Genomic DNA, 23,304 nt, shown 5'->3' on the forward strand with positions numbered 1-23,304 from the left:
GGAGCGGGTTTAGACTGCCGGGCATATGACGATCATGGATTCACTGCCCGCCGCGCCGCGCGTCGGCGAGACGCTGGGCCGCTATACCGTCGAACGGGTCGAACCCCTGCCGGAGATGCAGGGCACGCTGGTGCTGCTGCGCCACGAACTGGGCGCCCGGCACGCGCACGTGATCCGCGCGGACGACAACTCGGCGTTCGGCGTGACGTTCCCCACCGTCCCGCAGGACAGCACCGGCGTGGCGCACATCCTCGAACACGTCGTCCTGATGGGCAGCCAGCGCTTCCCGGTGCCGGACCCGTTCTTCTCGATGCTGCCCAGGTCACTGAACACGTTCATGAACGCCATGACCGCCAGCGACTGGACCACCTACCCGTTCTCCACGCGCAACGAGAAGGACTTCTTCAACCTGCTGGCCGTGTACCTGGACGCCACGTTCTTCCCGCTGATGCGCTACGAGAGCTTCCGGCAGGACGGCCACCGCTTCGAATTCGCCACCCCGGACGACCCCACGACGCCGCTGAAGTTGCAGGGCGTCGTGTACAACGAGATGAAGGGCGCCATGGCCAGCCCCGGTTCGGTCATGTGGCGCGCGTTCGGCAAGGCGCTGTACCCGGACCTGACGTACGCGAACAACAGCGGCGGCGCGCCCGAGGAGATCCCGAACCTGACCTACGAGGGCCTGCGGGCCTTCCACGCGGCGCACTACCACCCCAGCAACGCGTTCTTCTACACGTACGGGCAGCTGCCGCTGGCGCGCATCCTGGACGCCATCGAGAATCACGTCATGGCGCAGTTCGCGCCGCAGACGCTGGACGTCAGCATCCCCGACCAGCCCACCTTCGACGCGCCCCGCCACGAGAGCGCCGTGTACCCCGGCACGGACGTCGAACGCGGCGCGCAGGTGCTCGTCGGCTGGAAACTCGGGCATTCCAGCGACCCGGACCTGAACCTGCGCTGGAGCGTCCTGAGTGACGTGCTGCTCGGCAACCCCGCCGCGCCCCTGACCCGCCCGCTGATCGAGTCCGGGCTGGGCAGCGCCCTGGCGGACGGCAGCGGCTATCGCGACAACTTCCGCGAGGGGGCCTTCGCCGCCGGACTCAAGGGCCTCCCCGCCGGGAAGGCCGTCGAGGTCGAGACGCTCGTGCTGCGCACCCTGGAGGACATCGCCACGCAGGGTATCGAGCCGGAACTGATCGAGAGCAGCCTCCACCAGTTCGAGATCGCGCAGAAAGAGGTCAGCAACAGCGGCTACCCCTACGCGCTGGGCGTGATGTTCCGCCTGCTCGGCCCCTGGATGCAGGGCGGCGACCCCGTCACCGGCCTGCGCCTCGACACTCAGCTCTCTCGCCTGCGGGCCGACCTCGCGCAGGGCGCGGTGTTCGAGCCGATGCTCCGTGACCTGCTCGCCAACCCGCACCGCGTCACGCTGGAAGTCACGCCCGACCCCGCCCTGGCCGAACGCGCCGAGGCCGACGAGGCCGCGCTGGTCGAGCGTCTCAGCGCCGACTTCACCGACGAGGACCGCGCCCGCATCGTCGCGGACAGCCTGCGCCTGAAGGAACTTCAGGGTCAGGAAGCCGACCGCAGCGTCCTGCCCACCCTGGGCCTGGACGACATCCCCACCGCCGCGCCCGCCGTGACCTACCACACCGAGCAGCCCGGCCGCGCCCGCGTGGCCCGCGCCGCGCAGCCCACCGGCGGCCTCACGTACCTGGACGTGCAACTGCGCCTCCCGGCCCTGCCGGACGACCTGCTGGACGCGCTGCCGCTGTACACCTTCGCCGTGACCCGCAGCGGCGCCGCCGGGCAGGACTACGTGAGCCTCGCGCGCCGCATCGAGGCCGTCACGGGCGGCGTGGGCGCCGCCGTCGGCGTGGGCACCCCCCCGGACGACCTGAACGCCGTGCGCCTCGCCGTGACCTTCAGCGGCAAGGCCCTCGCCCGCAACGCCCCCGCCCTGGTCGAGGTGCTGCGCGACCTGATCAATGCGCCCGAATTCACCCGCGACCGCCTGGAGCAACTGCTCAAGCAGCGCCTCGCGGGCCTGAAAGCCAGCGTCGTGCAGGCTGGGAACGCCTACGCCGAACGCCTCGCCGCCGCGCAGCTGAACGCCACGGGCGCCGTGCAGGAACGCTTCAGCGGCCTGACCGCCCTCGCCACCCTGAAAGCCACCGTGGAAGGCGAAGGCGGCCTGGACGACCTCCTGGAGCGCTTCGGGCGCCTGCGGGACCTGATCCGCACGGCGGAACCCCTCCTCGCGCTGACCGCCACGCCCGACGACCTGAACCTCGACCTGAGCCCCCTCACGGACCTGTTCAGCGGCGACGCCCCCGTCGGCCGCCCCGCCCCCACCCTGCCCACGCGCGCCCCGCAGGCCCGCACGACCGACGTGCCCGTCTCGTACAACGCCGTCGCGTTCCCCACCGTCCCCTACACCCACCCCGACAGCCCCGCCCTGCTCGTCCTGTCCCGCGTGCTGCGCAGCGAGTACCTGCTGCCCGAACTGCGCGAGAAGGGCGGCGCGTACGGCGGCGCCGCCAGCTTCGACCCGCGCGAAGGCGTGTTCGCCATGAGCAGCTACCGCGACCCGCACGTCACCCGCACCTACCAGGTGTTCAAAGACGCCCGCACCTTCCTGAACGGCGACCTGGGCGAACGCGAACTGACCGAAGCGATCCTCTCCGCCAGCAAGATTCTCGACCCCCTCACCAGCCCCGACACCGCCGGCCGCCGCCGCATCTACGGCGACCACGCCGGCTACACCCAGGACCTCGAACAGACCTACAAAGCCCGCCTGCTGGCCGTCACGCTGGACGACCTGCGCCGCGTCATGGACACGTACCTCATCGAAGGGCGCGCCACATACGGCGTCGTCACCGGCCGCGACCCCAACAGCGACGACCTCGCCGCACTGGGCCTGACATTCGACGTGCAGGCCATCTGAGGGGAGTAGGGAGTGGGAAGTAGGTAGTAGGAACAGCACAAGGGCAGGGGCCACCTCCACATGCCGGAGGTGGCCCCTGCCGCGTCGTTCAGCCCTGAAGGCGGGTCAGGGCGGCCTGCACTACGTTGTCCACGCCGCCTGCCAGGAACGATTCCGGCGCGGCGGGCACGCGCACGTCCACCACGCTGCCGTGCCCTTCGATCAGTTCGCCGGACGGACGGAACGACGCCATGGACGCCGCCCGGAACTGCAGGCCACTGGGCAGCGCGTGGACGCGCGGGGAACCGCTGCCGCCCCCGCTCGTCTCGCCCAGCAGCGTGACGCCCGGCAGCCCCTGCACGCCACTCAGGAAGATGTCGGTGGCGCTGAAGCACTGGCCGTCGGTCAGGACGACCACCGGGCAGGTCACGCGAGGCTGGTCCGGCGCCGCCGGGTGAACCACCTGCGCGTACCACCCGCTGAACGACCCGGCCGGAGGCGTCCACGTCGGCCGGAACGCGGCCATGGTCTCCCCGACTGCCGCCCGCTCCTCGTCCGTCCAGTGCGTGCCGTCCACAGGGTGCAGGTGACGGCCCGCGAGCCGCTCGGCACCCTCGGCGTCCAGCTGGCGGCTCGCGGCGACATTCACGACCCGCGGCCCGGCCTCGCGGGGCAGCAGCGCCCGCAGCAGCGGCAGGAACACGTCCCGCATGCCACCGGGGTTCCCGCGCACGTCCACGATCATCCCCCGCGCTGGCCCGAATTCCGGCAGCCACCGCGCGATCTCCGGCGCGGCGCGGGGCGTCATGGTCGGCAGGCGCAGGTACCCCACGTCACCGATCCAGCGGGACTGCGGCGCGGGCCACACGCCGTACTCTGGCCGCTCCGGCACCACTGGAACCTGCACTTCCCGGCTGACCGACCCGTCCGAGAGCGTCAGGGTCGCCGTGTCCGTCTCGGGCCGTCCCAGGCGCCGCCGCGACTGCTGGATCAGGTGCAGGCCACTCACGGTCCGCTCGCGCCGCCACGACGCGCCGCTCCCTGCGACCAGCGTCCCCACCTGGGCCAGCCACGCCTCCACCCCCAGGCCATCGATGGCCGTCAGAAACGGAAAGTCCGGCAGCAGGAACCCGGACCGGTCAGTCCGCACGGCCACCACCCGGTCCCCGGACACGTGCATCAGCGCGGGAATCGCGCCGGGCAGCGGCCGGAACTCCCGCACGCGGGCGTGCCCGTCCACGCTGCGGGACAGCACGCCCTGCAGCGCCTGCGCCCACTCGCCCCGCTCCTGCCGCTCGGGCGCCCCCCGCAGCGCGTCCGCGAGCAGCCCCGGCAGTTCCTGCCCGAACCCGCTGGCGTGCAGGTAAGCGTAGTGATCCTCCAGCAGCCTCTGGAACGCCTGCGCGTCCCGTTCCGCTGCGGCCCGGTCTATCCAGTCTGCAGTCATTGACCGGCAGGATAGGGGCAGGGGCGCACCCTTAGGCCATTTGACCTGCCCCGCGCAGCACACAGCAGAGGCCCCCTCCGATCACTGGAGGGGGCCTCATCGTTGTACGTTAAATCTTCTTGAACAGCAGCGCGGCGTTCTGGCCGCCGAACGCGAAGGAGTTGCTCAGCGCGTACTCCACCTGCGCCTCGCGGGCCTCCAGGGGAATGTAGTCCAGGTCGAGGTCCGGGTCGGGGTCGGTGAGGTTGATGGTGGGCGGCAGGACGCCGGCCTTCAGCGCCTGCGCGACCGCGATGGCTTCCACGGCGCCCGCTGCGCCGAGCAGGTGCCCGGTCATGCTCTTCGTGGAGCTGACCGCCAGCTTGTGCGCGTGGTCGCCGAACACGTGCTTGATGCCCTGCGTCTCGTGCAGGTCGTTGAAGTGCGTGCTCGTGCCGTGCGCGTTGATGTACCCGACCTGATCGGGGTTCACGCCCGCCGTGGCGAGCGCCATGCGCATGGCGACCTGCGCGCCGCGGCCCTCGGGGGCGGGCATGGTGATGTGGTGCGCGTCGGCGCTGGTGCCGTACCCGACGACCTCGGCGTAGATGGTCGCGCCGCGCTTCACGGCGTGCTCGTACTCCTCCAGCACGACGACACCCGCGCCCTCGCCCAGCACGAAGCCGTCACGGGAGGCACTGAAGGGGCGGCTGGCGAGTTCCGGCTCGTCGTTGCGGGTGGACAGGGCCTTCATGTTCGAGAAGCCCCCGATGGCAATCGGCGTGATGGCGGCCTCGCTGCCTCCGGCGATCATGACGTCCGCCAGGCCCAGCTGGATGTACCGCGCCGCGTCCCCGATCGCGCCCGTACCCGTGGCGCAGGCGGTGACGACCGTGCTGCTCGGGCCGGTCGCGCCGTAGCGCATCGCGACGTGCCCGGTGGCCATGTTCGCGATCATCATCGGGATGAACATGGGGCTGATGCGCCCCGCGCCGCGCGAGTGCAGCACCCCGGCCTGATCCTCGAAGGTCTTCACGCCGCCGATGCCGCTACCGATCACGGTGCCGGTGCGCTCGCCGCGCAGCTGCTCTTCGCTCAGGCCGCTGTCCTGCACGGCCAGCTCCGCGCCCGCCAGGGCCAGCTGCACGTACCGGTCGAGTTTCTTCGCCTCGCGCGGATCCACGAACGCGGACAGGTCCTCGTTCACCTCACCGGCGATCTTGCTGGCGGTGTCCGCCGGGTCAAAGCGCGTGATGGTCGCAATCCCGCTCTTCCCGGCCCGCTGCGCCTGCGCGAACGCCTGCGCGCCCACCCCGATGGGCGTGACCGGCCCCAGGCCCGTGATCACCACCCTTTTCAGTCCTGAAACACCCACTGGCTTCCCTCCTGACTGGGCGCGCCCACAGGGGCCACCCGGAAAAAGTAGAGGCGGGAGGCGGATCTGTGCCCGCACCCCGCCCGCCCTACGTCCTGTGCGGACTTCTGCGGCGTCACTGAACTCCGCTCCGGGCACTCCGGCAAACCGCGCCTGCGTGCCCTGCGCTGCGTTCAGCGCCGCCCTCTCCCTGCTCGCTCCGCTCGGGTCGGGCTGGCCCGACCGGGGAAGTTACTGCTTGCTCTCGATGTAGTCGACAGCGGCCTGCACGGTGCGGATCGTCTCGGCGTCCTCATCGCTGATGGTGATGCCGAACTTGTCTTCCAGACCCATGATCAGTTCCACGGTCTCCAGGCTGTCCGCGCCCAGGTCCTCCACGAAGCGGGCCTCGGGGCTCACCTTGTCGGCGTCGACACCCAGCTTGTCCACGATCACGTCTTTCACATCATCAAAAGTTGCCATGAGTTCGTACCTCCTGATACTGAAGTCTGCGCCAGTCTACACGCGGCGCCCATGAGAGTCGGCTGATTTGAACAGGGTCCAAAGGACCGGAAAAAGGCGGGTATGACGCAGGGTCGGCACCGGGAGTTCCCTCGCGGACCGGTGTGGGTCGCCCTCGGGACCGGTGCCCTCAGGCGCCCTGAACCCCGTTCAGTGAGGGTTCAGCCCGCCGTCCACGCCGATGGTCTGCCCCGTGATGTACCCCGCGCCGTCGCTGGCGAGGAACGCCACGAGCGCCGCGACCTCCTGCGGCTGCCCGAAGCGCGCCAGGGGAATGCCGCCCAGGTACGCCTGCTGCACATTTTCAGGCAGTTGCGCGGTCATGTCGCTCTCGATGAAGCCGGGCGCCACGGCGTTCACGGTGATGCCGCGCCCGCCGTACTCCTTGGCCAGCGCCTTGGTCAGGCCGATCAGGCCCGCCTTGCTCGCCACGTAGTTCGCCTGTCCGGGGTTGCCCATCAGGCCCACCACGCTGGCGATGTTGATGATCCGGCCCGAGCGGGCGCGCATCATGTGCTTGATCGCCGCGCGGCACGCCATGAACGCGCTGGACAGGTTCGTCTGGAGGACGGCGTCCCAGTCCTCGTCCTTCATGCGGATCGCGAGGGTGTCCCGCGTGATCCCGGCGTTATTCACGAGGACGTCCAGGCGTCCCATGGTCTTGATGACGTCCTCGACGAGCGCTCCGGCGTTCGCGGGGACGGTCAGGTCGGCCCCGAACACCTCGGCGCGGACGCCGTGCTTGGCGGCCTCGTCGGCGACCCTGCGGGCCTCGTCGGCGTTCCGGCCGTAGTGAATGGCGACGTCGAAGCCGCTGGCGGCGAGGTTCAGGGCCATGGCTCTGCCCAGGCCCCGGCTGCTGCCGGTCACCAGGGCGACTTTACGGGGGGTTTCGGTCATGGGATCTCCAGTGCTTGAGGCTTCAGTGCAGTCTGCACGCCCCGCAGGTGGTGCAGGTCGTGGTACAGGGTGAAGAAGGCCAGTTCGCGCGCACTCACGCGGCCCAGCAGGTCGTGCGGCAGGGCGCTGCGGTCCAGCCGGTCGTCCGGCCAGCGGGCCAGGGCTGCCCGCAGCGCCTGTGCGCCACGTGTGTATGCGTCCATGACCCCGGCGCGCACGGCCTCGCTGGGCGTGGTGTCCGGCGCGGGCACGTAGCGGGCCGGTGCGCGGCCCCCGGCAGCCAGCGCCGCGCGGTACGCGGCGACCAGTTCCGGGTAGGTTCGCGGCGTGTCAGGCCGTCCGAACAGGGCGCGCAGCGCGGGGCGGGGCACGAGCAGGCCCTGCGTGACGCGCCGGTGCGTGAGGGTCAGGTGCCGCAGGTGCGTGACCGGCGGCCAGCCTCCCGCCGGGGCCGCGAAGAACGTGTCCAGCGGGAGGCTCGCCGCGAACGTGACCCACTCGGCCTGGGCATTGGCCAGTCCGGTGAGGATCTCGTCGCGGCGGTGGGGGTTCACAGCGTGAAGTCCTGGACCTGCGCGGCGGTGCCGACGTTGATGGTACGGGCGTCGGGCAGGATGCGCTTCACGAGGCCGGTCAGGACGGTGCCGGGGCCGAACTCGATGAACACGTCCGCACCTGCGGCGGCGAGGGACTGGATGGTCTCGACCCAGCGGACGGCCCCGGTGATCTGCTCGGTCAGCAGGCCGGGCAGGGCGGTGGGGTCGGTGTTCGGCTGCGCGGTGACGTTCGCATAGACGGGGAAGGCGGGGGGCGCGAACGCGGTCGTCTGGAGGTCCGGGGCGAGCCCGGCCGCGGCGGGGGCCATGAGGGGGCAGTGGAAGGGTGCGCTGACCTTCAGGGGGATGGCCTTCAGGCCGCGGGCTTTCAGGGCGGCGTTCGCGGCGTCCACGCCATCTTTCGTGCCGCTGATGACGGTCTGGGTGGGGGCGTTGAAGTTCGCGGGCTGTGCGCCCTCGGTCCCGGCGCAGACCTCGGCGACGACCGCCGGGTCGCCCATGACGGCGCTCATGGCGCCCGCGCCGACCGGCACGGCCGCCTGCATCAGTTCGCCGCGCTGGCGGGTCAGGCGCAGCGCGTCCCCGAGGCTCAGGGCGTCGGCGGCGACCAGCGCGGAGTATTCGCCCAGCGAGTGCCCGGCGGCGAACGCGGGCGTCAGGCCGGTCTGCGCTCGCCACGCGTGGTACGCGGCGACGCTCGCGGCAACCAGTGCCGGCTGCTGGTTGGCGGTCAGGGTCAGGTCCTCCAGCGGGCCGGATTCGATCACGGCGCGCAGGCCCGGCAGGACGTGCTCGACCTGGGTGTACACCTCGGCCGCCTCGGGGAACGCGGCGGTCAGGTCGGCGCCCATGCCGACGCTGTGCGAGCCCTGACCGGGAAACAGTGCGGCGATCTTCATGCGGTCACCTCCGCCTGCTGGGCATTGCTCTCGGCTTGCAGGCTGGGCGCGCCGCCCCACCACTTCATGGTGCCCGCCACCCAGCTCAGGCCGCCGCCGAACGCGATCAGCAGGAGCTGCTGCCCGTCCGTGATCTGCCCGGCGTCCACGCCTTCACGCAGCACGAGCGGCACGGTCGCGGAACTGGTGTTCCCGTAACGGTCGAGGTTCACGATGGTCTTGTTCATGGGCAGCCCGAAGCGCTCCATGGCGGCCTCGATGATCCGCACGTTCGCCTGGTGCGGGATGACCCAGTCCACGTCGGCGGTGGTCAGGCCGCTCTTGGCGAGGACCTGCGTGCCGCTGTCGCCCAGGACGCGCACGGCGAACTTGAAGACCTCGCGGCCGTTCATGCCGACCGACTCGCCCATGGGGAACCCGCCCGGCAGCTGGGGGGCGGCGCAGCGCAGGTACAGGCTGGACCCACCGTTCCCGTCGGCGCCCATGATGAAGTCCTGGAAGCCGTACCCGGCGGGCACCGGGCCGACCACGGCGGCGCCCGCGCCGTCCCCGAAGAGGATGGCGGTGTTGCGGTCGTTCTGGTCCACGACCTTGCTCAGCGCCTCGGCGCCCACCACGAGCACGCGCCGGGCGCTGCCCGCGAGGATCAGGCCCTGCGCGACGCTCAGGGCGTACACGAAGCCGCTGCACGCGGTGCTCAGGTCGAAGGCGGCCGCGCCGGTCAGGCCGACCTGCATGCCGATCAGCGCGGCGGTGGACGGCATCAGCGCGTCGGGGCTGACGGTGGCGCAGATGACGGCGTCCACGTCCTGCAGCGCCTGCGGGTCGCGGCGCAGCATGTCGCGCACGGCGCCGACGCCCACGTCGCTGGTGTACTCGTCCGGCGCGCTGAAGCGGCGTTCGCGGATGCCGGTGCGGGACTCGATCCAGTCGGCGTTGGTGTCCATGCGGGCCTCGAAGTCGCTGTTCGGCACGACGCGTTCGGGGACGTACATGCCCAGCGCCGTGATGCCCAGCGTGGGCCGGGTGGGGGAGGGGTCGCTCATGGGGGCACCGTAGCATTCTTTGAACGGCCGTTCAATGAATTGAGTTCAGATTTTGGTGGCGTGCAGACCGGCGGCGGGTGCCCTGCCCACCGCCATCTGCACCGAGGGGCGCGAGAACCCGCAACAGGACGCACTCCGGCGTGCAGCAGCCGGGCGTGACCTCCACCCGGCCCCGCAACAGAGGAGCGCATCCTTCTCCCGACGGGCGGGCCACCATCCACCTTCGCCTCGTCCGTTCACGGACAGCAGAAAAGCCGGGGCGCTCCCGCAGGAACGCCCCGGCCCTTCACGCGGGATTACTCCGCGCTCTGCTCTTCGGTTTCGGTGCTCTCGGCGGCCTCGCTGCCTTCGCTCTTCGCGCCGGACAGCTGGGCGATGGCCTGCTGCAGGCCCTTCTCGCGCACGAGGCTGATGTAGTACGAGTTGATGCCGTTCGGCCCGAGCTGCTTGCTCAGTTCGGCAGGGGTCAGGCCGTTGGCCTGCGCCAGGGCGTTCATGGTCTGGTTGAACTCGGCGTCGCTGACCTGCACCTTCAGGTCCTCGGCCAGTTTCTCCAGCACCAGGTCACGCTTCACGCGGCTCTCGGCGTTCTTGCCCAGGTCAGCCATGAAGTCGTCCAGCTTGCCCTGCTCCTGCATGAACGCCTCGTACTCGCCCCACTTGACGCCCTGGCGGCCCAGGTCGTCCTTGATCTCTTCCAGCATGCCCTCGCGGCGGCGGTCCAGCAGTGCCTGGGGAATGTCGGCTTCCATGCCGTCGATCAGCGCGGTGATGAACTCCTCGCGGCGGGCGGCTTCGCCTTCCTGCTGCGCGCGGCGCTCCAGTTCACCTTTCAGGTCGCCCCTGAGGCGCTCCAGGGACTCGAAGTTCAGGCTGCTCGCGAACGCGTCGTCGAGGTCCTGCAGCTGCTTGGTCTTCACGTCCACGACCTTGACGGTCACGGTGTGCTCGGCGTGCTCGTGGTCGCCGTGGCTGTGCGCGGGCACGGTGATCTCCACGGTGTCGCCCTTTGCCTTGCCGACCAGCGCGTCACGGACGTGCGCCTCGGCGACATCCAGGTACACGGGGTACGTGCCGCCATCTTCGCCTTCTTCCTCGATGGTCACCTGGTCGCCGGCCTCGATGGGACGCTCGACGCTCTCGAAGGTGGCGTTGCGTTCGCGCAGGTCGTTCAGGGTGCGCTCGAGCACCTCGTCGGTGATCTCGGGCGCGGCGGCGCTGAGGCTCAGGCCGCTCCAGTCCGCGAGTTTCACTTCGGGGTACGTCTCGCCCTTCACGGTGAACTCGAACGTCTGGCCGCTGGCCAGGGTCTGCGGCTCGATGCTGGCGTCCACGAGGCTGAGTTTCAGTTCGCGGGCGGCCTGGGTGTAGTGGGTTTCCAGCAGGCGGTCACGGACTTCCTGCTCGACGTAGCCCTTGCCCACGCGACCTTCGATGACCTTGCGGGGAGCCTTGCCGGGGCGGAAGCCGGGCACGCGCACGTCGCGCGCCAGACCGGCCCACACCTGGTCGTAGGCGCGGTTCACTTCGGCGGCGGGCACCGACACCTTGAATTCCACCTTGTTGCCTTCTCTGCTGATCAGCTCTGCCATTGGGTCTCCCGTCTGCGCCGCTTCCCCGGCCCCCGGTTCAGGGGTGCGGGCGGTCGCGGCGCGTTCCTCTGTTGAATCTGCCCTGCCGCTCACCGGCGCCCCACCACTGCGGGGGCCTGGGCGCGACATGCCGCCGAGCATGATAGTGCATTTACGCGCAGTGGGCAGGGAGACGGGGCAGAGCAGAGCGGCGGCCCCTGCCCGCTGTGGGTGAGACCGCCGCTCTGAGTGTGGTGCGAGGAAAGGGACTTGAACCCTCACTCCCTACGGGAACCAGATCCTAAGTCTGGTGCGTCTCCTCAAAAACGCTCTCCCTTCCTAGCGCCACTTTTCACCCTCCGGGGTTCTCCACGCTTCACGTAGTCTGCTGCGCTTACCGGGAGCACAGCGATGAACGTACAGGAAGCGATCCTTGAGTTTCAGCGTGACCACAAGGCACGGGGTAGTACCCCACGCACCGTAAAGTGGTACGGCGACACCCTTTTCAGGCTTTTGCGTGAGCACCTCACAGCGTCTGTCGAATCTCTCACCCCATTTGCGCTCTCACGCGCCGTGAATGTGGCAGCCGAGCGTGGAGTGAGGGCAGCGACCCTCGCCAACTACGACAGGGCTTTACGGGGCTTTACAGCGTGGTTGCACGGGGTTGAGCTTCTTCCACGCGACCCCATGAAAGGCCGGAAGCGCCCAAAGGTGCAATGGCAGATCAAGCAGATTGCCACGTCAGAGGAAGTGCGCAGGTTGTTTGAAGTCGCTCGCCGTGACCAAAGGTATGCAGAGCGCAACTGCGCCATTCTCGCGCTATTGATCGGCTCAGGCTTACGCGCTGGCGAGGTTGCCTCACTCCGACTGGCAGACGTGGATTGGCAGGACAGCGCCGTGAAGGTGTCTGGTAAGACGGGAGCACGCTTGGTCCCAATTGACCGAACGACGCTGCGCCTCCTGCGCCGATATGTCACCCACGGCAGGCGTGGCAGCCATCCCAACGTCTTTCTTTACAACGGCAGAGCCATCACGGGTCGAACAATCACGTTGCTGATTACCCGAATGAGTGACCGTGCTGGCTTTCAGCGCCGGATCACGCCTCACCTGCTGCGCCACACGGCAGCCACGGTTTACCTCAGGAATGGGGGTGATGTGGCAAGCCTCAGGCGCATTCTCGGGCACTCCACGCTGGCAACGACAGCGCTCTACCTGCACCTTGTGCCCGAAGATCTTCAGAGCAAGCTAGAGCGCTTCTCCCCCCTCGCTGCTGCTGGCGTCCGTTAAGTCGTCGTATCCTATACGCATGTAGAAGAACATTCGCCTTGAAATTCGCCTTGACCAGAGTTCACACGATCTCCTCTAGCACCTCGCTCTCGTGAATGGGCAGTCGTTGGCAGAGGCCGTACGGCAGGCGATTAGGGCAGCACACAGACGGCTCAAGTAATAGCTTCCCCTCCGTTCAGGAGGGGCTTTTTTGGGAGTCTGACTACGGTGAAATTCCGTGCCACAATCCATTGTCACGCCCTGCACCCACACAGGCAGCGACAGAGGTAAATATGAAAAACACCAGCTATGACGCAGAAAAGGCTCAGTCGGTGATTCGGTAGGCGCTGAGATACCGGGACTTCCATCGAACCGTGGACGCAATCAGCACACTGGAACGGTGTCTGCGCTACCTCCCGGCAGCAACGGAGGGCGTGGAGAGGGGAGCTGAGGGCGAGCGTGGAATCTGGCGCACCCGTCTGAGCAGAGCGATTCGGCACCTTTGGAACGCTGAGCCTGACCAAGCAAGGCAGGAAATCGAGCGAGTGATGCACGAGTGGCGTCTTGAATGCGCTGTGCAGGATGGGAGGGGAGTATGACTCCTCGCTACATCTACGGTGCCGAGCACTAGCGCACACTCCCCGAATTCACCAGATCACTGGACTGGTTCAAGATGCCCCTCGCGTAGAAGCTGGCGAGGCTAGAAGCGCATGCACTTGCCTGCCCTGAGGATGTGCCTACGCGCCGGGAGATCGAACGGCTAGAACGACTGGACAGTCCCACGCAGTTACCTGAAGCGCTCCGATAGGAGACTGCCAACTTCTTAGCAGCGTTCGATCTGGCATTTACCACAGGCGATGTAGAGCGCTTGAAGGAACTTGCCAGAGCTTAGCCACGCCTGCGAGCACGCCACAAGGCGATCGGCTCAAGCGAGCGCTTCGATTTTGACAGGGTGACGGGCGAAGTCATCGAACGCTGTGCCTAGCCCATCCTCACGATGGCTGGCGTGCTTGGGCGATTACCTCTGGTGCTTGGTTTTGAGGACCGTGCAGAGGAATACTCCACGCGAGACTTCACCGTGAATCTGCACGGCGTGGGGGATGTGGACGGAGATTCCAAAGTGACCTTCGGACGGAGCATCGTGCTTGAGATGAGCACGCGTACCAAAGAGTAGGGATGGTTTGTGCGAATGCCGGATGGGGAATGCATCCTGTCTGCTCGTTTTGGGTCGGATGGGCCGGAACTGCTGTGGGTGCCCGTAAACGCTTTGCGTAAAGTCCAGAGTGATGGCGTGCCGTGGTACATAGCGAACCGGATCACCGACAGTCAAGGGCGTGATCGAGTGCCGGATGGCAAAGGGGGAATAATCAATCTCCTGCCACCACACAAGGTTAGTAAGATCCCTGAAACTGTAAATTTAAATGAGGCATGGCAAGAATGCGCGCGTCTTGGCTTATTATAAAAGTAGACGGAAAGGGGCTGATTGATTGCGATATTGCCGGAAATGACGCAAAACTTGCGAAATAGAATTAGCCCACGCAACTATATAGACGTATTTGTCTATAAGTAAATATGTATGACCGTAGAGCACGCACTTTTCTCACATGGTGCGCGTGGGTAATTCGGGGGGTGGGGGTGCAGTCAGGGCACCCCCTCAAATGAGCGTGGCGCTCGGGGTGGATCGGCGCGAGGGCAAGGGCGTGGGCATGCAGAAGAGATGCGCCACGTTTCACACTTGCAAAAATCTGGAGCCTTGAGGCGAGGGTGAGCCTTGGGTGGGGCACAGTGGAGGAGGGCGACCCTGGCACATTTGCGCCTACTTAATGCCTTCCTCTGTGGAAGAATTATGCCGAAGTCAATATGGGAGGCGAAATGGAAGACGATGTGATTCAGATAAGTGATCTGGGTACTGCGATTGATACTACTTTGGCAGAAGGTAATGATGAAGGAGAGCTTTCAATCAATGAGAAGGACCGACTGATAATTGAGAAGGCAGATAGGAGTCTATCTGAATTCTACAGGTGGAGGCAGGCTGGAAGAGTTATTCTTGACCCTTCTTGGCAAAGAAAGTTCGTCTGGGATAAGAGACGTTCTTCGCAATTAGTCGAATCTTTTTTGCTAGATATACCCGTCCCTGTGGTGTATCTGGCTAGAAATAAAGAAAACAAATATGAAGTAATTGATGGTGTACAGAGGCTGACCTCCATTTTCCTATTTATGAAAAACGAGTTAGTCCTTAAGGGATTGGAGGTATTAAAGGATTTAAATGGTAAATCATTCAAAGACTTGGATGATGCAATGCAAAACAAGTTTAGAGACGCGACTCTGAGAACTTTTGAACTAACGCCTGAGACTTCTCAAAATCTATTGTTCCTGATTTTCCAAAGACTAAACACGGGTGGAATTCAATTAAATGAGATGGAGATAAGAAATTGTATATATAGGGGCGACTTAAATGACCTGCTGCCTGAATTGGCAAAAGATAAAAACTTTCAGGAAGTTGTAAATCAAAGCAACATCGACAAGAGAATGGTTGATCGTGCATTAGTTCTGCGCTTTCTCGCATTCTATGAAAAAACTCCTCAAAAAGCGAAAGAGGGGATGAAAAACTTCCTTAATGATTTTATGAGCGAGCAGAGGAATTTAAGTGACAAAAAGTCAAAGGAATATAAAAAGGTTTTCAAGCACTGTATGAGGGCGTCTTTGACTGTTTTTGGTACATCTGCATTTAGATTGCGAAGACAGGGAAGGTATGGTACTCAGATTAATTCATCTCTGTTTCAAGTGGTCACGACGAGCTTCTCTGAGTACGATATAGGTCAAATTACGAGAAGGGCAGACTCTATTAACGAGGCGCTCATCGATCTTATGGATACTGATGAGGCTTTCGTTCGTGGATTATCGCAGGCCACTGGTGGTTTTGCTCCAATCACCTATACTTTTGATACTTGGAGAAGTCGACTAAAGGCCGTAATGTCTTCTGAACCTCCGAATGATAAAAAGAGATTCTTCTCAAAGAAATTGAAAGAAGAGATGTACGCTTCCGATAAATCCTGCGCCATCTGTAATCAAGAGATAAAAACAATAAACGATGCTGCCCTCGATCACGATGTGCATTATTGGAAAGGGGGTCTAACAGTTCCTGAAAACGCACGACTGACTCACAGACTTTGCAATCTCAAAAAGTCCAACGCTTAACACCCAGTAAGGACACGCGCTGTCTGGTGCCGTTATGATGGCTTCAGCGCAGCGCGTGCTCCGTGGATATGACCGTCTGTGACGGTGTTTGTGGTGCGAGGAAAGGGACTTGAACCCTCACTCCCTACGGGAACCAGATCCTAAGTCTGGTGCGTCTACCAATTCCGCCATCCCCGCACGCTGGTTGTACCTGCCCTGGCATGAAATGAAATCCGGCCCTGGGCTGATGCCTGGGGCCGGAATTTCGGTGTGGGGTGGATTATGGGATTTGAACCCACGACCTCCGCTTCCACAGAGCGGCGCTCTAACCGGCTGAGCTAAACCCACCACGCTGGCCCACGTCCTGTCAGGCCCACACAGATTAAAGGCAGGGGGGCCACCTGTCAATCCCATGCGGGCGGCAGGTGGCCCCGGTCGGTCAGGGCAGGGTCTTCAGGTACGCCTGGATGGCGTCCATCTGCGCGTCGGTGGGGGGCGCGCCGTCCAGGCCGGTGGCAGCGAAGCGGGGCATCACGACGCCCAGCGTGCGGCCGTCGGGTGTGCTGCCGTCCAGCACGGCGTGCCGGAAGTCGGCGGCACTCCAGCCCTGGGCGACCTTCAGGGCGGGGCCGACGGCGCCCTCGGCGTTCGCGCCGTGGCAGCCGGCGCAGTTCCCGGCGTACAGGACGCGGCCATCCGGGGTGTCGCTGGTGCTGGCCGCCGTGACGACCGCGCCGCCGCCCGTTCCGGCCAGCCGCTGCCCGGCCTGATACGAACCGGCGCCCAGCGCCGCGCCCAGCACGAGCAGGCCCACGAAGCCCGCGATCTGCCCCGGCGTGAACCAGCCCCCGTGCGGGTCGTTCATGCCGCTCACCAGAGCCTCTGGCCGGGAATGAACTGGTAGTTCGCCAGCATTGGCGCGATGACCGGACCGTACACGAGGATCACCAGCACCAGCGCGGCGAAGGTCAGGGCCAGGAGCGGCTCGGTGCGGCGCACCAGCGGGCTCGCGTCGGCCAGCACCTCCCCGGCGGGGCTGATGGCCTCACTGGTGGGGATGGGGGTGCGTTCCGGGTCGTCCACGCGCCGGGAGAGCAGCGTGCGCCACAGCACCGCGTAGAAGAGGATAGCCGCGACGAACAGCACGATGCCGCTGGCGGCCGTGATCATCTTGGGCAGGCCCAGGTTCATGGCGTCGTACACGCCCTGCTGCGCCGAGGCGCTCACCTGCGCGCGCCGGGGCACGCCCGCCAGTCCCTGCCAGTGCATGCCGAGCGCGAAGAGCATCATGCCCGTGAACCACCACCACACCGACGCCAGCGCCACTCGGGGCGACGCGAGCCGCTTGCCGGTCAGGTGCGGCACCAGCCAGAACATCACGCCCATGAACGTCAGCGTGGTCGCCGTGCCGACCGTGATGTGAAAGTGACCGGGAATCCACGCGGTGTTGTGCACCACCGGCGAGAACGCGATGGAGGCGTTCACGATGCCGCCCGCCCCGCCGAAGATGAACGACACCATGGCCAGCACCTGCGCGGTCATGCTGGCGTTCCCCCACGGCAGGTGGCGCACCCAGCCGATCAGACCCCGGCCGCCCTGGGCGCGGGCGGCGTCCTCCAGGGACGCGGCGGCGCTGAACGCGGTCAGCAGGCTGGGCACCGCGACCAGGAACGTCAGGAACATGTGGATGATCTTCCAGCTGTTCTGCACGTTCGGGTCGGCGTACTGGTGGTGCAGGCCGACGGGCACGCTGAACACCAGGAACATCGCGAACGCCAGGCGCGTCAGGCCCTCGCTGGCCATGCGCCCGCCCGCCTGACGCGGCAGGAACGCGTACCACGAGATGTACGCCGGGAGCAGCCAGAAGTACACGATGGGGTGCCCCGTCCACCAGAACAGCGTGCGGGCCAGCAGCGGGTCCACGCCGCGCGTCAGGCCCAGCGACCAGGGGATCAGCAGGACCACGACCTCGACCACCAGTCCCAGTGCCGCGACGACCCACATCAGCCACGTGGCGACGCTCATGTACGTCACGACGGGCGTCACGCGGCCCGGGTGGGCGCGTTTCCAGGCCAGCCACAGCCACACGACCTGCCCGGCGACCAGCAGGCTCGCGGCGACCATGACGGCCGCGCCGATGTAGAACACCGGGCTGCCCTCCAGCGGCGGGTAGAAGGTGTACAGGACGGTGGCGTCGTTCGTCAGCAGCGGCACGGCGGCCGTCAGCAGCCCCGCCGTCATCAGCAGGTACGTGAACCAGGCGAAGCGCATGTTCGGGCGGACGTTCAGGTCCCGCACCGGCAGGTACAGCATCCAGCCGCTGATGAAGAACTGCGTGAACACCAGCGCGTTCAGCACGCCGTGCAGCGTCAGCCCCTGGTAGTAGGACCTGATCAGGACCTTCAGCAGGGGGTGGTCGTACACGTTGATGCCGCCGTAGTTCAGCGCCTGCAGCGGCCCCAGCAGCACGCCGATCATCAGGGCGAGGAAGGCGGTCACGGCGTAGTACTGCGTCAGTTTCTTGAGGCTGCTCAGCGTGGCGGCGTCCAGGCCCGGCAGCGCCGCGCGCGAACTGGACTGGGAGGGGAGGGCGGTGGTCACTTCGTCTCCTTGGTGGTGGACTGGGTGGGGGACTCGACGATGAAGCGGGTGATCATGTTGTGATGTCCCACCCCGCAGTACTCGTTGCAGATGGCGTGCTGCTCGCCCGGGTGGCGGAACGTGACGGTCAGGGAGGCGACGTGACCGGGCAGGATCTCGGCGTTGATGTTCGTGCCCGTCACCTGAAAGCCGTGCGCGACGTCGGTCGCGGTGACGTGCAGCGTGACGGGCACGCCCGCCGGGACGCGCAGCACGGCGGGCTGGAACGTGAAATTCCCCGCCACGAGGTACGCGTCCAGCGTCCCCTGGTCATTCATGACGGGCTGACCGCTGGCGTCCACGACCAGCCCCGGCTTCGCGAACGGCGTCGCGGCCAGATTCTTCGGGTCCACGCGGCCCCGCACGATGCCGCCCACGTGCGCGTGCCCGGCGTCGGCCTTCAGGCTGGGGTACGTGCCGCTGACCACGCTGGCGAGCACGCCCACGAACAGCAGCGCCGTCATGACGACCGCCACGCCCAGCCACGCGGTCTCGTACCGTTCCAGCGCGCGGTGATCCAGCCGGGCCGGAGGGATGTCCGCCCCCACGTCAGGCCCGCCCGTGCAGGACGCCCAGCGCCAGCAGCCACAGGCTCAGGATGCTCAGCGCCAGGGTGAGCACCACGACCAGCGCGCCCCTGGGGGCCTCGCCGCCCTCCGGCGGGTGGTGCGGGCCGCTCACGCCTGCGCCTCCGCGCCCGTCTGCGACCCGTCCGGCCTCAATCCGTCCTCGTACGCGTAGTCGCGCAGCACGTCACTGACCGTCACGACGCCCACCACGCGCCCCCCGTCGTCCACGACCGGCAGGGCGCCCACCCGGTGGGTGAGCATGGTGTGCGCCGCGTCGCGGGCGTCCGCGTCCGGCGTGGTCGTCAGGACCGAGCGGCGCATCACGTCCGCCACCGAGACCGCCGCCAGCCGCGTCGTGGCCTCCCACGGGGACAGGCTCGACACGCGGCCCGGCAGCGCCTCGCGCACGTCCCGGTCGGTCACGATCCCCACCAGGGTCGCGCCGTCCAGCACGGGCAGGCGGCGGATGCCGCGCGACCGCATCAGGTGCGCCGCGTCCGGCAGGGACAGGGTCGGGGCCGCCGTGATCACCGGGGCCGTCATCAGATCAAGAACTCGCATGCGAAACCTCCATGCCCGGAGGCTCCGGTGCGGGCATTACCGGGCCATTACGGGAGGGCCCTGACCGGTGCGGGGGCGGACACGCAAGAAGCCCTCAAGGTGCGCCTCGCCATCCGGCGGGGGCGCGCCCGTACGGTGGGTCATGCCTCTGAAACCGGACATCACGCCCCCCGAAGCGCAGGACACGCGGGTGGGGTTCGCCCTGGTCGGCATCGGCAAGCTGACCGCCGAGGAACTCATTCCCGCCGCGCGCACCAGCGAGCACGCGTACGTCGCTGCGCTCGTGAGCGGCGAGGCGGACAAGGCGCGGGGCTTCGCGCGCGCGCTGGGCCTGACCGACGCGGACGCCTACACCTACGAGCAGTTCGACGAACTGGCGGCCCGCGAGGACGTGCAGGCGGTGTACATCGTCACGCCGAACAGCCTGCACCGCGAGTACGCCACCCGCGCCGCCCGCCTGGGCAAACACGTCCTGTGCGAGAAACCGCTGGGCGTGAACGCCCAGGACGCCCAGGCCATCGTGGACGCCTGCCGGGAGGCCGGGGTGCTCCTGATGACCGCGTACCGCTGCCAGTACACCCCGGAACACTGGGCGGCCAGGGACGCCGTGCAGGACGGCACGCTGGGCGACCTGAGGCTGCTGCATTCCATCCACGCGCAGGTCGAGGACGACCCCGAGGCGTGGCGCCTGAAGCGCGAGTTGGCGGGCGGCGGGCCGCTGCCGGACGTGGGCATCTACAGCTTGAACACCCTGCGTTTTCTGACCGGGCAGGAACCCGAGTGGGTGTTCGCCACGCAGCACCAGCCCGACGCCGACCCGCGCTTCCGCGAGGTCGAGGCGTCCATGAGCGCCCTGCTGGGCTTCCCCGGCGGCGTGAGTGCGACCATCCAGACGAGTTACGCTGCGCACCGCACCGGCACCCTGCGCGTCATGGGCGAGGAGGGGAGCCTGCACATGGACCCCGCCTTCCCGTACGACGGCCTGAAACTCAGCCTGTCCGGTGACGACGGCACCCGCCAGCCCAGCTTCCCGGAGTACGACCAGTTCACGCTGGAATTCGACCACTTCGCGCAGTGCATCCGCAGCGGCGACACCCCCTGGACACCCGGCGAGGAGGGCGTGCAGGACCACGTCATCATGGACGCCCTGTACGAGAGCGCCCGCACCGGGCAGGTCGTGCGCCTCCCCACCCACACGAAGCGCGACGCGTTCCGGGGCACGAAACCGCAGCTGCCGCAGAAGCAGCAGTAGATCCCCAACGAACCCTGAACGTCCCGCGCGGTGAAACCGTAGCCGCGCGCCCACCCGCACGCAGATCCACCCCCCCAGAATCGGGCGTATGGATCTGCGCAGCGGACGAGCGTTCTGGCCCCTCACGAACGGACTCATGCACACCTACCCGCCCCTCAGCGGCGATGAGACGGCCGACGTGCTCGTCATCGGGGCGGGCATCACGGGCGCCCTGCTCGCCGACTCGCTCAGTGCCGCCGGGCTGGACGTCGTCGTGACGGACCTGCGCGACGCCGCGTTCGGCAGCACCAGCGCCAGCACCGCCCTGCTGCAGTACGAGATCGACACGAACCTCGTGGACCTGATCCCCATGACCGGGCAGGCCGACGCGGAACGCGCCTACCACCTGTGCCGAGGCGCGATCGACACGGTCCGCGACCTGACCGCCGAACTGCCCGACGACTGCGGCTTCCGCGAGCGGGGCAGCCTGTACTACGCCAGCAACCGCCGCGACGCCCGCATGCTCGCGCAGGAACACGCTGCCCGCACCCGCGCCGGACTGAACGTCGAACACCTCGACGCCCGCACCCTCAAGGCCCGCTTTGGCATCACGGCGCCCGCCGCACTGTTCAGCCCCGACGGCGGCGAGGTCGACCCGTACCGCCTCGCGCAGCATCTCCTGCAACGGGCGCAGTCGCGCGGCGCGCGGGTGTACGACCGCACCGAGGTCACCCGCCTGGACGAGCACCGCATCGACTTCACCGCACACACCGACCGGCACGCGAAGATCCAGGCCCGCTGGGTCGTCGTCGCCACCGGGTACGAGGCCGAGAAGTTCCTCGGAAAACGCCTCGCGCAGCTGAAGAACTCCTACGCCCTGGCGACCGAACCCATCGCAGAAACCGACGGGGAACTGTGGCCCACCGGCTGCCTCATCTGGGAAACCGCCCGCCCGTACCTGTACGCCCGCACCACCCAGGACGGCCGCGTCGTCATCGGCGGCGAGGACGACAACCACCACAACCCCGCCCGCCGCGAACGCGCCCTGCCCGGCAAACAGAAACGCCTGGAACGCAAACTCGGGAAGCTCCTCCCGCACCTCCACCCGGAAACGGCCTTCGCCTGGGCCGGCACCTTCGGCGAAACGAAGGACGGCCTCGCGTACATCGGCCCCCGGCAAAAGGGCGACCGCCTCCTGTTCGCCCTCGGGTACGGCGGGAACGGCATCACGTACAGCGTGCAGGCCGCCCGCCTCCTCACCGATCTGATCCAGGGAGAGGAGAGTGACGACCTGCGGATCTTCCGGCTGGACCGGTAAGTGGGCAGTAGGAAGTGGGCAGTGGGAAACGGACTTCCACTGCTCACTCCCTCCTTCCGGTTCAGCGCTGGTAGGCGACTTTCCCGTCCACGACGGTCAGCACGGGCCAGCCTTTCAGGGTTTCCCCCGCCCAGGGAGTGAATTTCGCCTTGCTCTTGAACTCGGCGGGGTTCACGGGGCGTTCGGTGGTCAGGTCGAGGACGACCAGATCGGCCTTCGCGCCCGCGTCCAGGGTGGGTTCATCCCAGCCCATGACGCGCGCCGGGGCGGCAGTCATCAGGTCCAGGATGCGCTCCAGACCCAGCGTTTCGCCGAAGCGGGTGTACATCAGCGGGAACGCCAGTTCGATGTACGCGATGCCGCTGGGGGCGTCCAGCAGGTCGCGTTCCTTCTCCGCGCGGGTGTGCGGCGCGTGATCCGTGGCGAGGCAGTCCACGCTGCCGTCCTGCAGGCCCTCCAGCAGGTGGTCGGCGTCCGCCTGGGTGCGCAGGGGCGGCGCGACCTTGTAGATCGCGTCGAAGGAGCGCAGCGCCTCGTCCGTCAGGGTCAGGTGGTGCGGGCAGACCTCGCAGGTCACCGGGAGCCCCTGTGCCTTCGCGGCGCGCACCAGATCCAGCGCGCGCGCCGTACTCAGGTGCTGGATGTGCAGCCGTGCCGGAACACCCTGCGCGTGCAGGCCCGCCACGATCTCGATATCCCGCGCCACGCGCGCCGCCTCCGCTGCCGCCGGGTTGCCGGGCAGGCCCAGCGCCTCGCTGACCGGCCCCTCGTTCATCACGCCGTCCGCGCGCAGGGTGGCGTCCTCGGCGTGCACGCTGATCACCATGCCCAGACTCCCGGCGGTTTCCAGCCCCAGGCGCAGCGTGCGGGCGTTCTCGTTCGTGCGCCCGTCATCCGTGAACATGGCCGCGCCCGCCTCTTTCAGGTAGGTCAGTTCGGCCAGTTCCTCGCCCTTCTGGCCCTTCGTCAGCGCCGCCGCCGGACGCAGGCGCGCGAAGCCCAGGCTATTGGCCTTCTCGATCAGGCTGCGCACGATCGCCGGGTCGTCCACGACGGGGCTGGTGTTCGGCATGCTCACCACCGTGCCGTACCCACCGGCCGCCGCCGCCGCCAGACCACTGCTCAGGTCTTCCTTCTCCGTCTGCCCCGGCTCGCGCAGGTGCGCGTGCAGCTCGATCAGCGCGGGCGCGACCGTGCCGCCCTGCCCGTCAATGACCTGACCTTCCCCCTGCTGATCTGTCGGCAGGTTCCAGCCCTTGATCAGGCCGCCCTCGATGGTGACGCTCTCGGTCTTCTCCGACCCGACGCGCTTGATGTTCGTAATCGTGATCATGGTTGCTC

At 67.0% G+C, this 23,304-nt stretch carries 19 protein-coding genes and 3 tRNA genes; 5 read left to right on the forward strand and 17 right to left on the reverse strand.

Annotated elements, in window-relative coordinates:
• Nucleotides 1-25 precede the first annotated feature (25 nt).
• Nucleotides 26-2,947, forward strand: coding sequence for an insulinase family protein (locus EXW95_RS14575; RefSeq protein WP_174368050.1), 2,922 nt, complete (start codon nt 26-28; stop codon nt 2,945-2,947).
• Nucleotides 2,948-3,035: 88 nt separating this feature from the next.
• Here EXW95_RS14575 and EXW95_RS14580 read toward each other — a convergent pair whose 3' ends face one another.
• From EXW95_RS14580 to EXW95_RS14620, 9 genes are all read right to left on the reverse strand, one after another.
• A complete protein-coding gene (locus EXW95_RS14580) occupies nt 3,036-4,373 on the reverse strand; it encodes a S41 family peptidase (RefSeq protein ID WP_174368051.1) in 1,338 nt (445 codons plus the stop codon).
• A 109-nt stretch (nt 4,374-4,482) separates the two neighbouring features.
• On the reverse strand, nt 4,483-5,727 hold the full coding sequence (gene fabF / locus EXW95_RS14585; protein WP_174368052.1) for a beta-ketoacyl-ACP synthase II: 1,245 nt from the start codon (nt 5,725-5,727) through the stop codon (nt 4,483-4,485).
• Between the two features lie 231 nt (nt 5,728-5,958).
• On the reverse strand, nt 5,959-6,189 hold the full coding sequence (gene acpP / locus EXW95_RS14590; RefSeq protein ID WP_046843145.1) for an acyl carrier protein: 231 nt from the start codon (nt 6,187-6,189) through the stop codon (nt 5,959-5,961).
• Nucleotides 6,190-6,378: 189 nt separating this feature from the next.
• Entirely contained in the window at nt 6,379-7,128 is a 750-nt protein-coding gene (fabG, locus tag EXW95_RS14595) for a 3-oxoacyl-[acyl-carrier-protein] reductase (protein WP_174368053.1), read from the reverse strand.
• Nucleotides 7,125-7,682, reverse strand: coding sequence for a DinB family protein (locus EXW95_RS14600; RefSeq protein ID WP_174368054.1), 558 nt, complete (start codon nt 7,680-7,682; stop codon nt 7,125-7,127). Before EXW95_RS14600 ends, fabG begins: the two co-directional genes overlap by 4 nt.
• The gene (gene fabD, locus EXW95_RS14605; RefSeq protein ID WP_174368055.1) at nt 7,679-8,584 is read right to left on the reverse strand and encodes an ACP S-malonyltransferase; all 906 of its coding nucleotides are present in this window, start codon (nt 8,582-8,584) and stop codon (nt 7,679-7,681) included. The genes EXW95_RS14600 and fabD overlap by 4 nt, the downstream gene beginning before the upstream one ends.
• Nucleotides 8,581-9,630, reverse strand: coding sequence for a beta-ketoacyl-ACP synthase III (locus EXW95_RS14610; RefSeq protein ID WP_174368056.1), 1,050 nt, complete (start codon nt 9,628-9,630; stop codon nt 8,581-8,583). Before EXW95_RS14610 ends, fabD begins: the two co-directional genes overlap by 4 nt.
• A 296-nt stretch (nt 9,631-9,926) precedes the next feature.
• Nucleotides 9,927-11,222, reverse strand: coding sequence for a trigger factor (gene tig, locus EXW95_RS14615; protein WP_174368057.1), 1,296 nt, complete (start codon nt 11,220-11,222; stop codon nt 9,927-9,929).
• 231 nt (nt 11,223-11,453) lie between these two features.
• Nucleotides 11,454-11,545, reverse strand: a tRNA-Leu gene (locus EXW95_RS14620).
• Between the two features lie 67 nt (nt 11,546-11,612).
• Here EXW95_RS14620 and EXW95_RS14625 point away from each other — a divergent pair.
• Nucleotides 11,613-12,488: a tyrosine-type recombinase/integrase gene (locus EXW95_RS14625; RefSeq protein ID WP_174368058.1), complete on the forward strand. Its 876-nt coding sequence runs from the start codon at nt 11,613-11,615 to the stop codon at nt 12,486-12,488.
• Nucleotides 12,489-14,339: 1,851 nt separating this feature from the next.
• On the forward strand, nt 14,340-15,665 hold the full coding sequence (locus EXW95_RS14630; RefSeq protein WP_174368059.1) for a DUF262 domain-containing protein: 1,326 nt from the start codon (nt 14,340-14,342) through the stop codon (nt 15,663-15,665).
• Nucleotides 15,666-15,756: 91 nt separating this feature from the next.
• On the opposite strand, the gene EXW95_RS14635 is transcribed toward EXW95_RS14630, so the two are convergent.
• From EXW95_RS14635 to EXW95_RS14660, 7 genes are all read right to left on the reverse strand, one after another.
• Nucleotides 15,757-15,842, reverse strand: a tRNA-Leu gene (locus EXW95_RS14635).
• A 73-nt stretch (nt 15,843-15,915) separates the two neighbouring features.
• Nucleotides 15,916-15,992 (reverse strand) — tRNA-His (locus EXW95_RS14640).
• A gap of 91 nt (nt 15,993-16,083) precedes the next feature.
• Nucleotides 16,084-16,509: a cytochrome c gene (locus EXW95_RS14645; RefSeq protein WP_174368060.1), complete on the reverse strand. Its 426-nt coding sequence runs from the start codon at nt 16,507-16,509 to the stop codon at nt 16,084-16,086.
• Between the two features lie 5 nt (nt 16,510-16,514).
• Nucleotides 16,515-18,245, reverse strand: coding sequence for a b(o/a)3-type cytochrome-c oxidase subunit 1 (locus tag EXW95_RS14650; RefSeq protein ID WP_174368061.1), 1,731 nt, complete (start codon nt 18,243-18,245; stop codon nt 16,515-16,517).
• Nucleotides 18,242-18,832, reverse strand: coding sequence for a cytochrome C oxidase subunit II (locus EXW95_RS14655; RefSeq protein ID WP_371810087.1), 591 nt, complete (start codon nt 18,830-18,832; stop codon nt 18,242-18,244). The genes EXW95_RS14650 and EXW95_RS14655 overlap by 4 nt, the downstream gene beginning before the upstream one ends.
• Nucleotide 18,833: 1 nt before the next feature.
• Complete coding sequence (locus EXW95_RS21080) at nt 18,834-18,965, reverse strand: hypothetical protein (RefSeq protein WP_256435015.1); 132 nt, start codon at nt 18,963-18,965, stop codon at nt 18,834-18,836.
• On the reverse strand, nt 18,962-19,414 hold the full coding sequence (locus tag EXW95_RS14660) for a CBS domain-containing protein (protein WP_217449205.1): 453 nt from the start codon (nt 19,412-19,414) through the stop codon (nt 18,962-18,964). The genes EXW95_RS21080 and EXW95_RS14660 overlap by 4 nt, the downstream gene beginning before the upstream one ends.
• Nucleotides 19,415-19,556: 142 nt before the next feature.
• Here EXW95_RS14660 and EXW95_RS14665 point away from each other — a divergent pair, with 142 nt between their 5' ends.
• Together EXW95_RS14665 and EXW95_RS14670 are read left to right on the forward strand one after the other, a co-directional pair.
• Complete coding sequence (locus EXW95_RS14665; protein WP_174368062.1) at nt 19,557-20,666, forward strand: Gfo/Idh/MocA family protein; 1,110 nt, start codon at nt 19,557-19,559, stop codon at nt 20,664-20,666.
• An 88-nt stretch (nt 20,667-20,754) separates the two neighbouring features.
• On the forward strand, nt 20,755-21,963 hold the full coding sequence (locus EXW95_RS14670) for an FAD-binding oxidoreductase (RefSeq protein WP_174368063.1): 1,209 nt from the start codon (nt 20,755-20,757) through the stop codon (nt 21,961-21,963).
• Nucleotides 21,964-22,024: 61 nt separating this feature from the next.
• Here the strand turns inward: EXW95_RS14670 and EXW95_RS14675 are convergent, their stop codons facing one another.
• Entirely contained in the window at nt 22,025-23,296 is a 1,272-nt protein-coding gene (locus EXW95_RS14675; protein WP_174368064.1) for a dihydroorotase, read from the reverse strand.
• Nucleotides 23,297-23,304: the final 8 nt, after the last annotated feature.

The sequence above is a fragment of the Deinococcus sp. JMULE3 genome, from assembly GCF_013337115.1.
Lineage (GTDB): Bacteria > Deinococcota > Deinococci > Deinococcales > Deinococcaceae > Deinococcus.

Excerpts from the sequence above, each read along its gene's own strand:
- tig (WP_174368057.1), bottom strand. The coding sequence starts at position 11,222 with ATGGCAGAGCTGATCAGCAGAGAAGGCAACAAGGTGGAATTCAAGGTG.
- EXW95_RS14675 (WP_174368064.1), bottom strand. The coding sequence starts at position 23,296 with ATGATCACGATTACGAACATCAAGCGCGTCGGGTCGGAGAAGACCGAG.
- EXW95_RS14575 (WP_174368050.1), top strand. The coding sequence starts at position 26 with ATGACGATCATGGATTCACTGCCCGCCGCGCCGCGCGTCGGCGAGACG.
- EXW95_RS14660 (WP_217449205.1), bottom strand. The coding sequence starts at position 19,414 with ATGCGAGTTCTTGATCTGATGACGGCCCCGGTGATCACGGCGGCCCCG.
- EXW95_RS14645 (WP_174368060.1), bottom strand. The coding sequence starts at position 16,509 with ATGAACGACCCGCACGGGGGCTGGTTCACGCCGGGGCAGATCGCGGGC.
- fabG (WP_174368053.1), bottom strand. The coding sequence starts at position 7,128 with ATGACCGAAACCCCCCGTAAAGTCGCCCTGGTGACCGGCAGCAGCCGG.
- EXW95_RS14665 (WP_174368062.1), top strand. The coding sequence starts at position 19,557 with ATGCCTCTGAAACCGGACATCACGCCCCCCGAAGCGCAGGACACGCGG.
- acpP (WP_046843145.1), bottom strand. The coding sequence starts at position 6,189 with ATGGCAACTTTTGATGATGTGAAAGACGTGATCGTGGACAAGCTGGGT.
- EXW95_RS14630 (WP_174368059.1), top strand. The coding sequence starts at position 14,340 with ATGGAAGACGATGTGATTCAGATAAGTGATCTGGGTACTGCGATTGAT.
- fabD (WP_174368055.1), bottom strand. The coding sequence starts at position 8,584 with ATGAAGATCGCCGCACTGTTTCCCGGTCAGGGCTCGCACAGCGTCGGC.
- EXW95_RS14610 (WP_174368056.1), bottom strand. The coding sequence starts at position 9,630 with ATGAGCGACCCCTCCCCCACCCGGCCCACGCTGGGCATCACGGCGCTG.
- EXW95_RS14625 (WP_174368058.1), top strand. The coding sequence starts at position 11,613 with ATGAACGTACAGGAAGCGATCCTTGAGTTTCAGCGTGACCACAAGGCA.
- EXW95_RS14670 (WP_174368063.1), top strand. The coding sequence starts at position 20,755 with ATGGATCTGCGCAGCGGACGAGCGTTCTGGCCCCTCACGAACGGACTC.
- EXW95_RS14580 (WP_174368051.1), bottom strand. The coding sequence starts at position 4,373 with ATGACTGCAGACTGGATAGACCGGGCCGCAGCGGAACGGGACGCGCAG.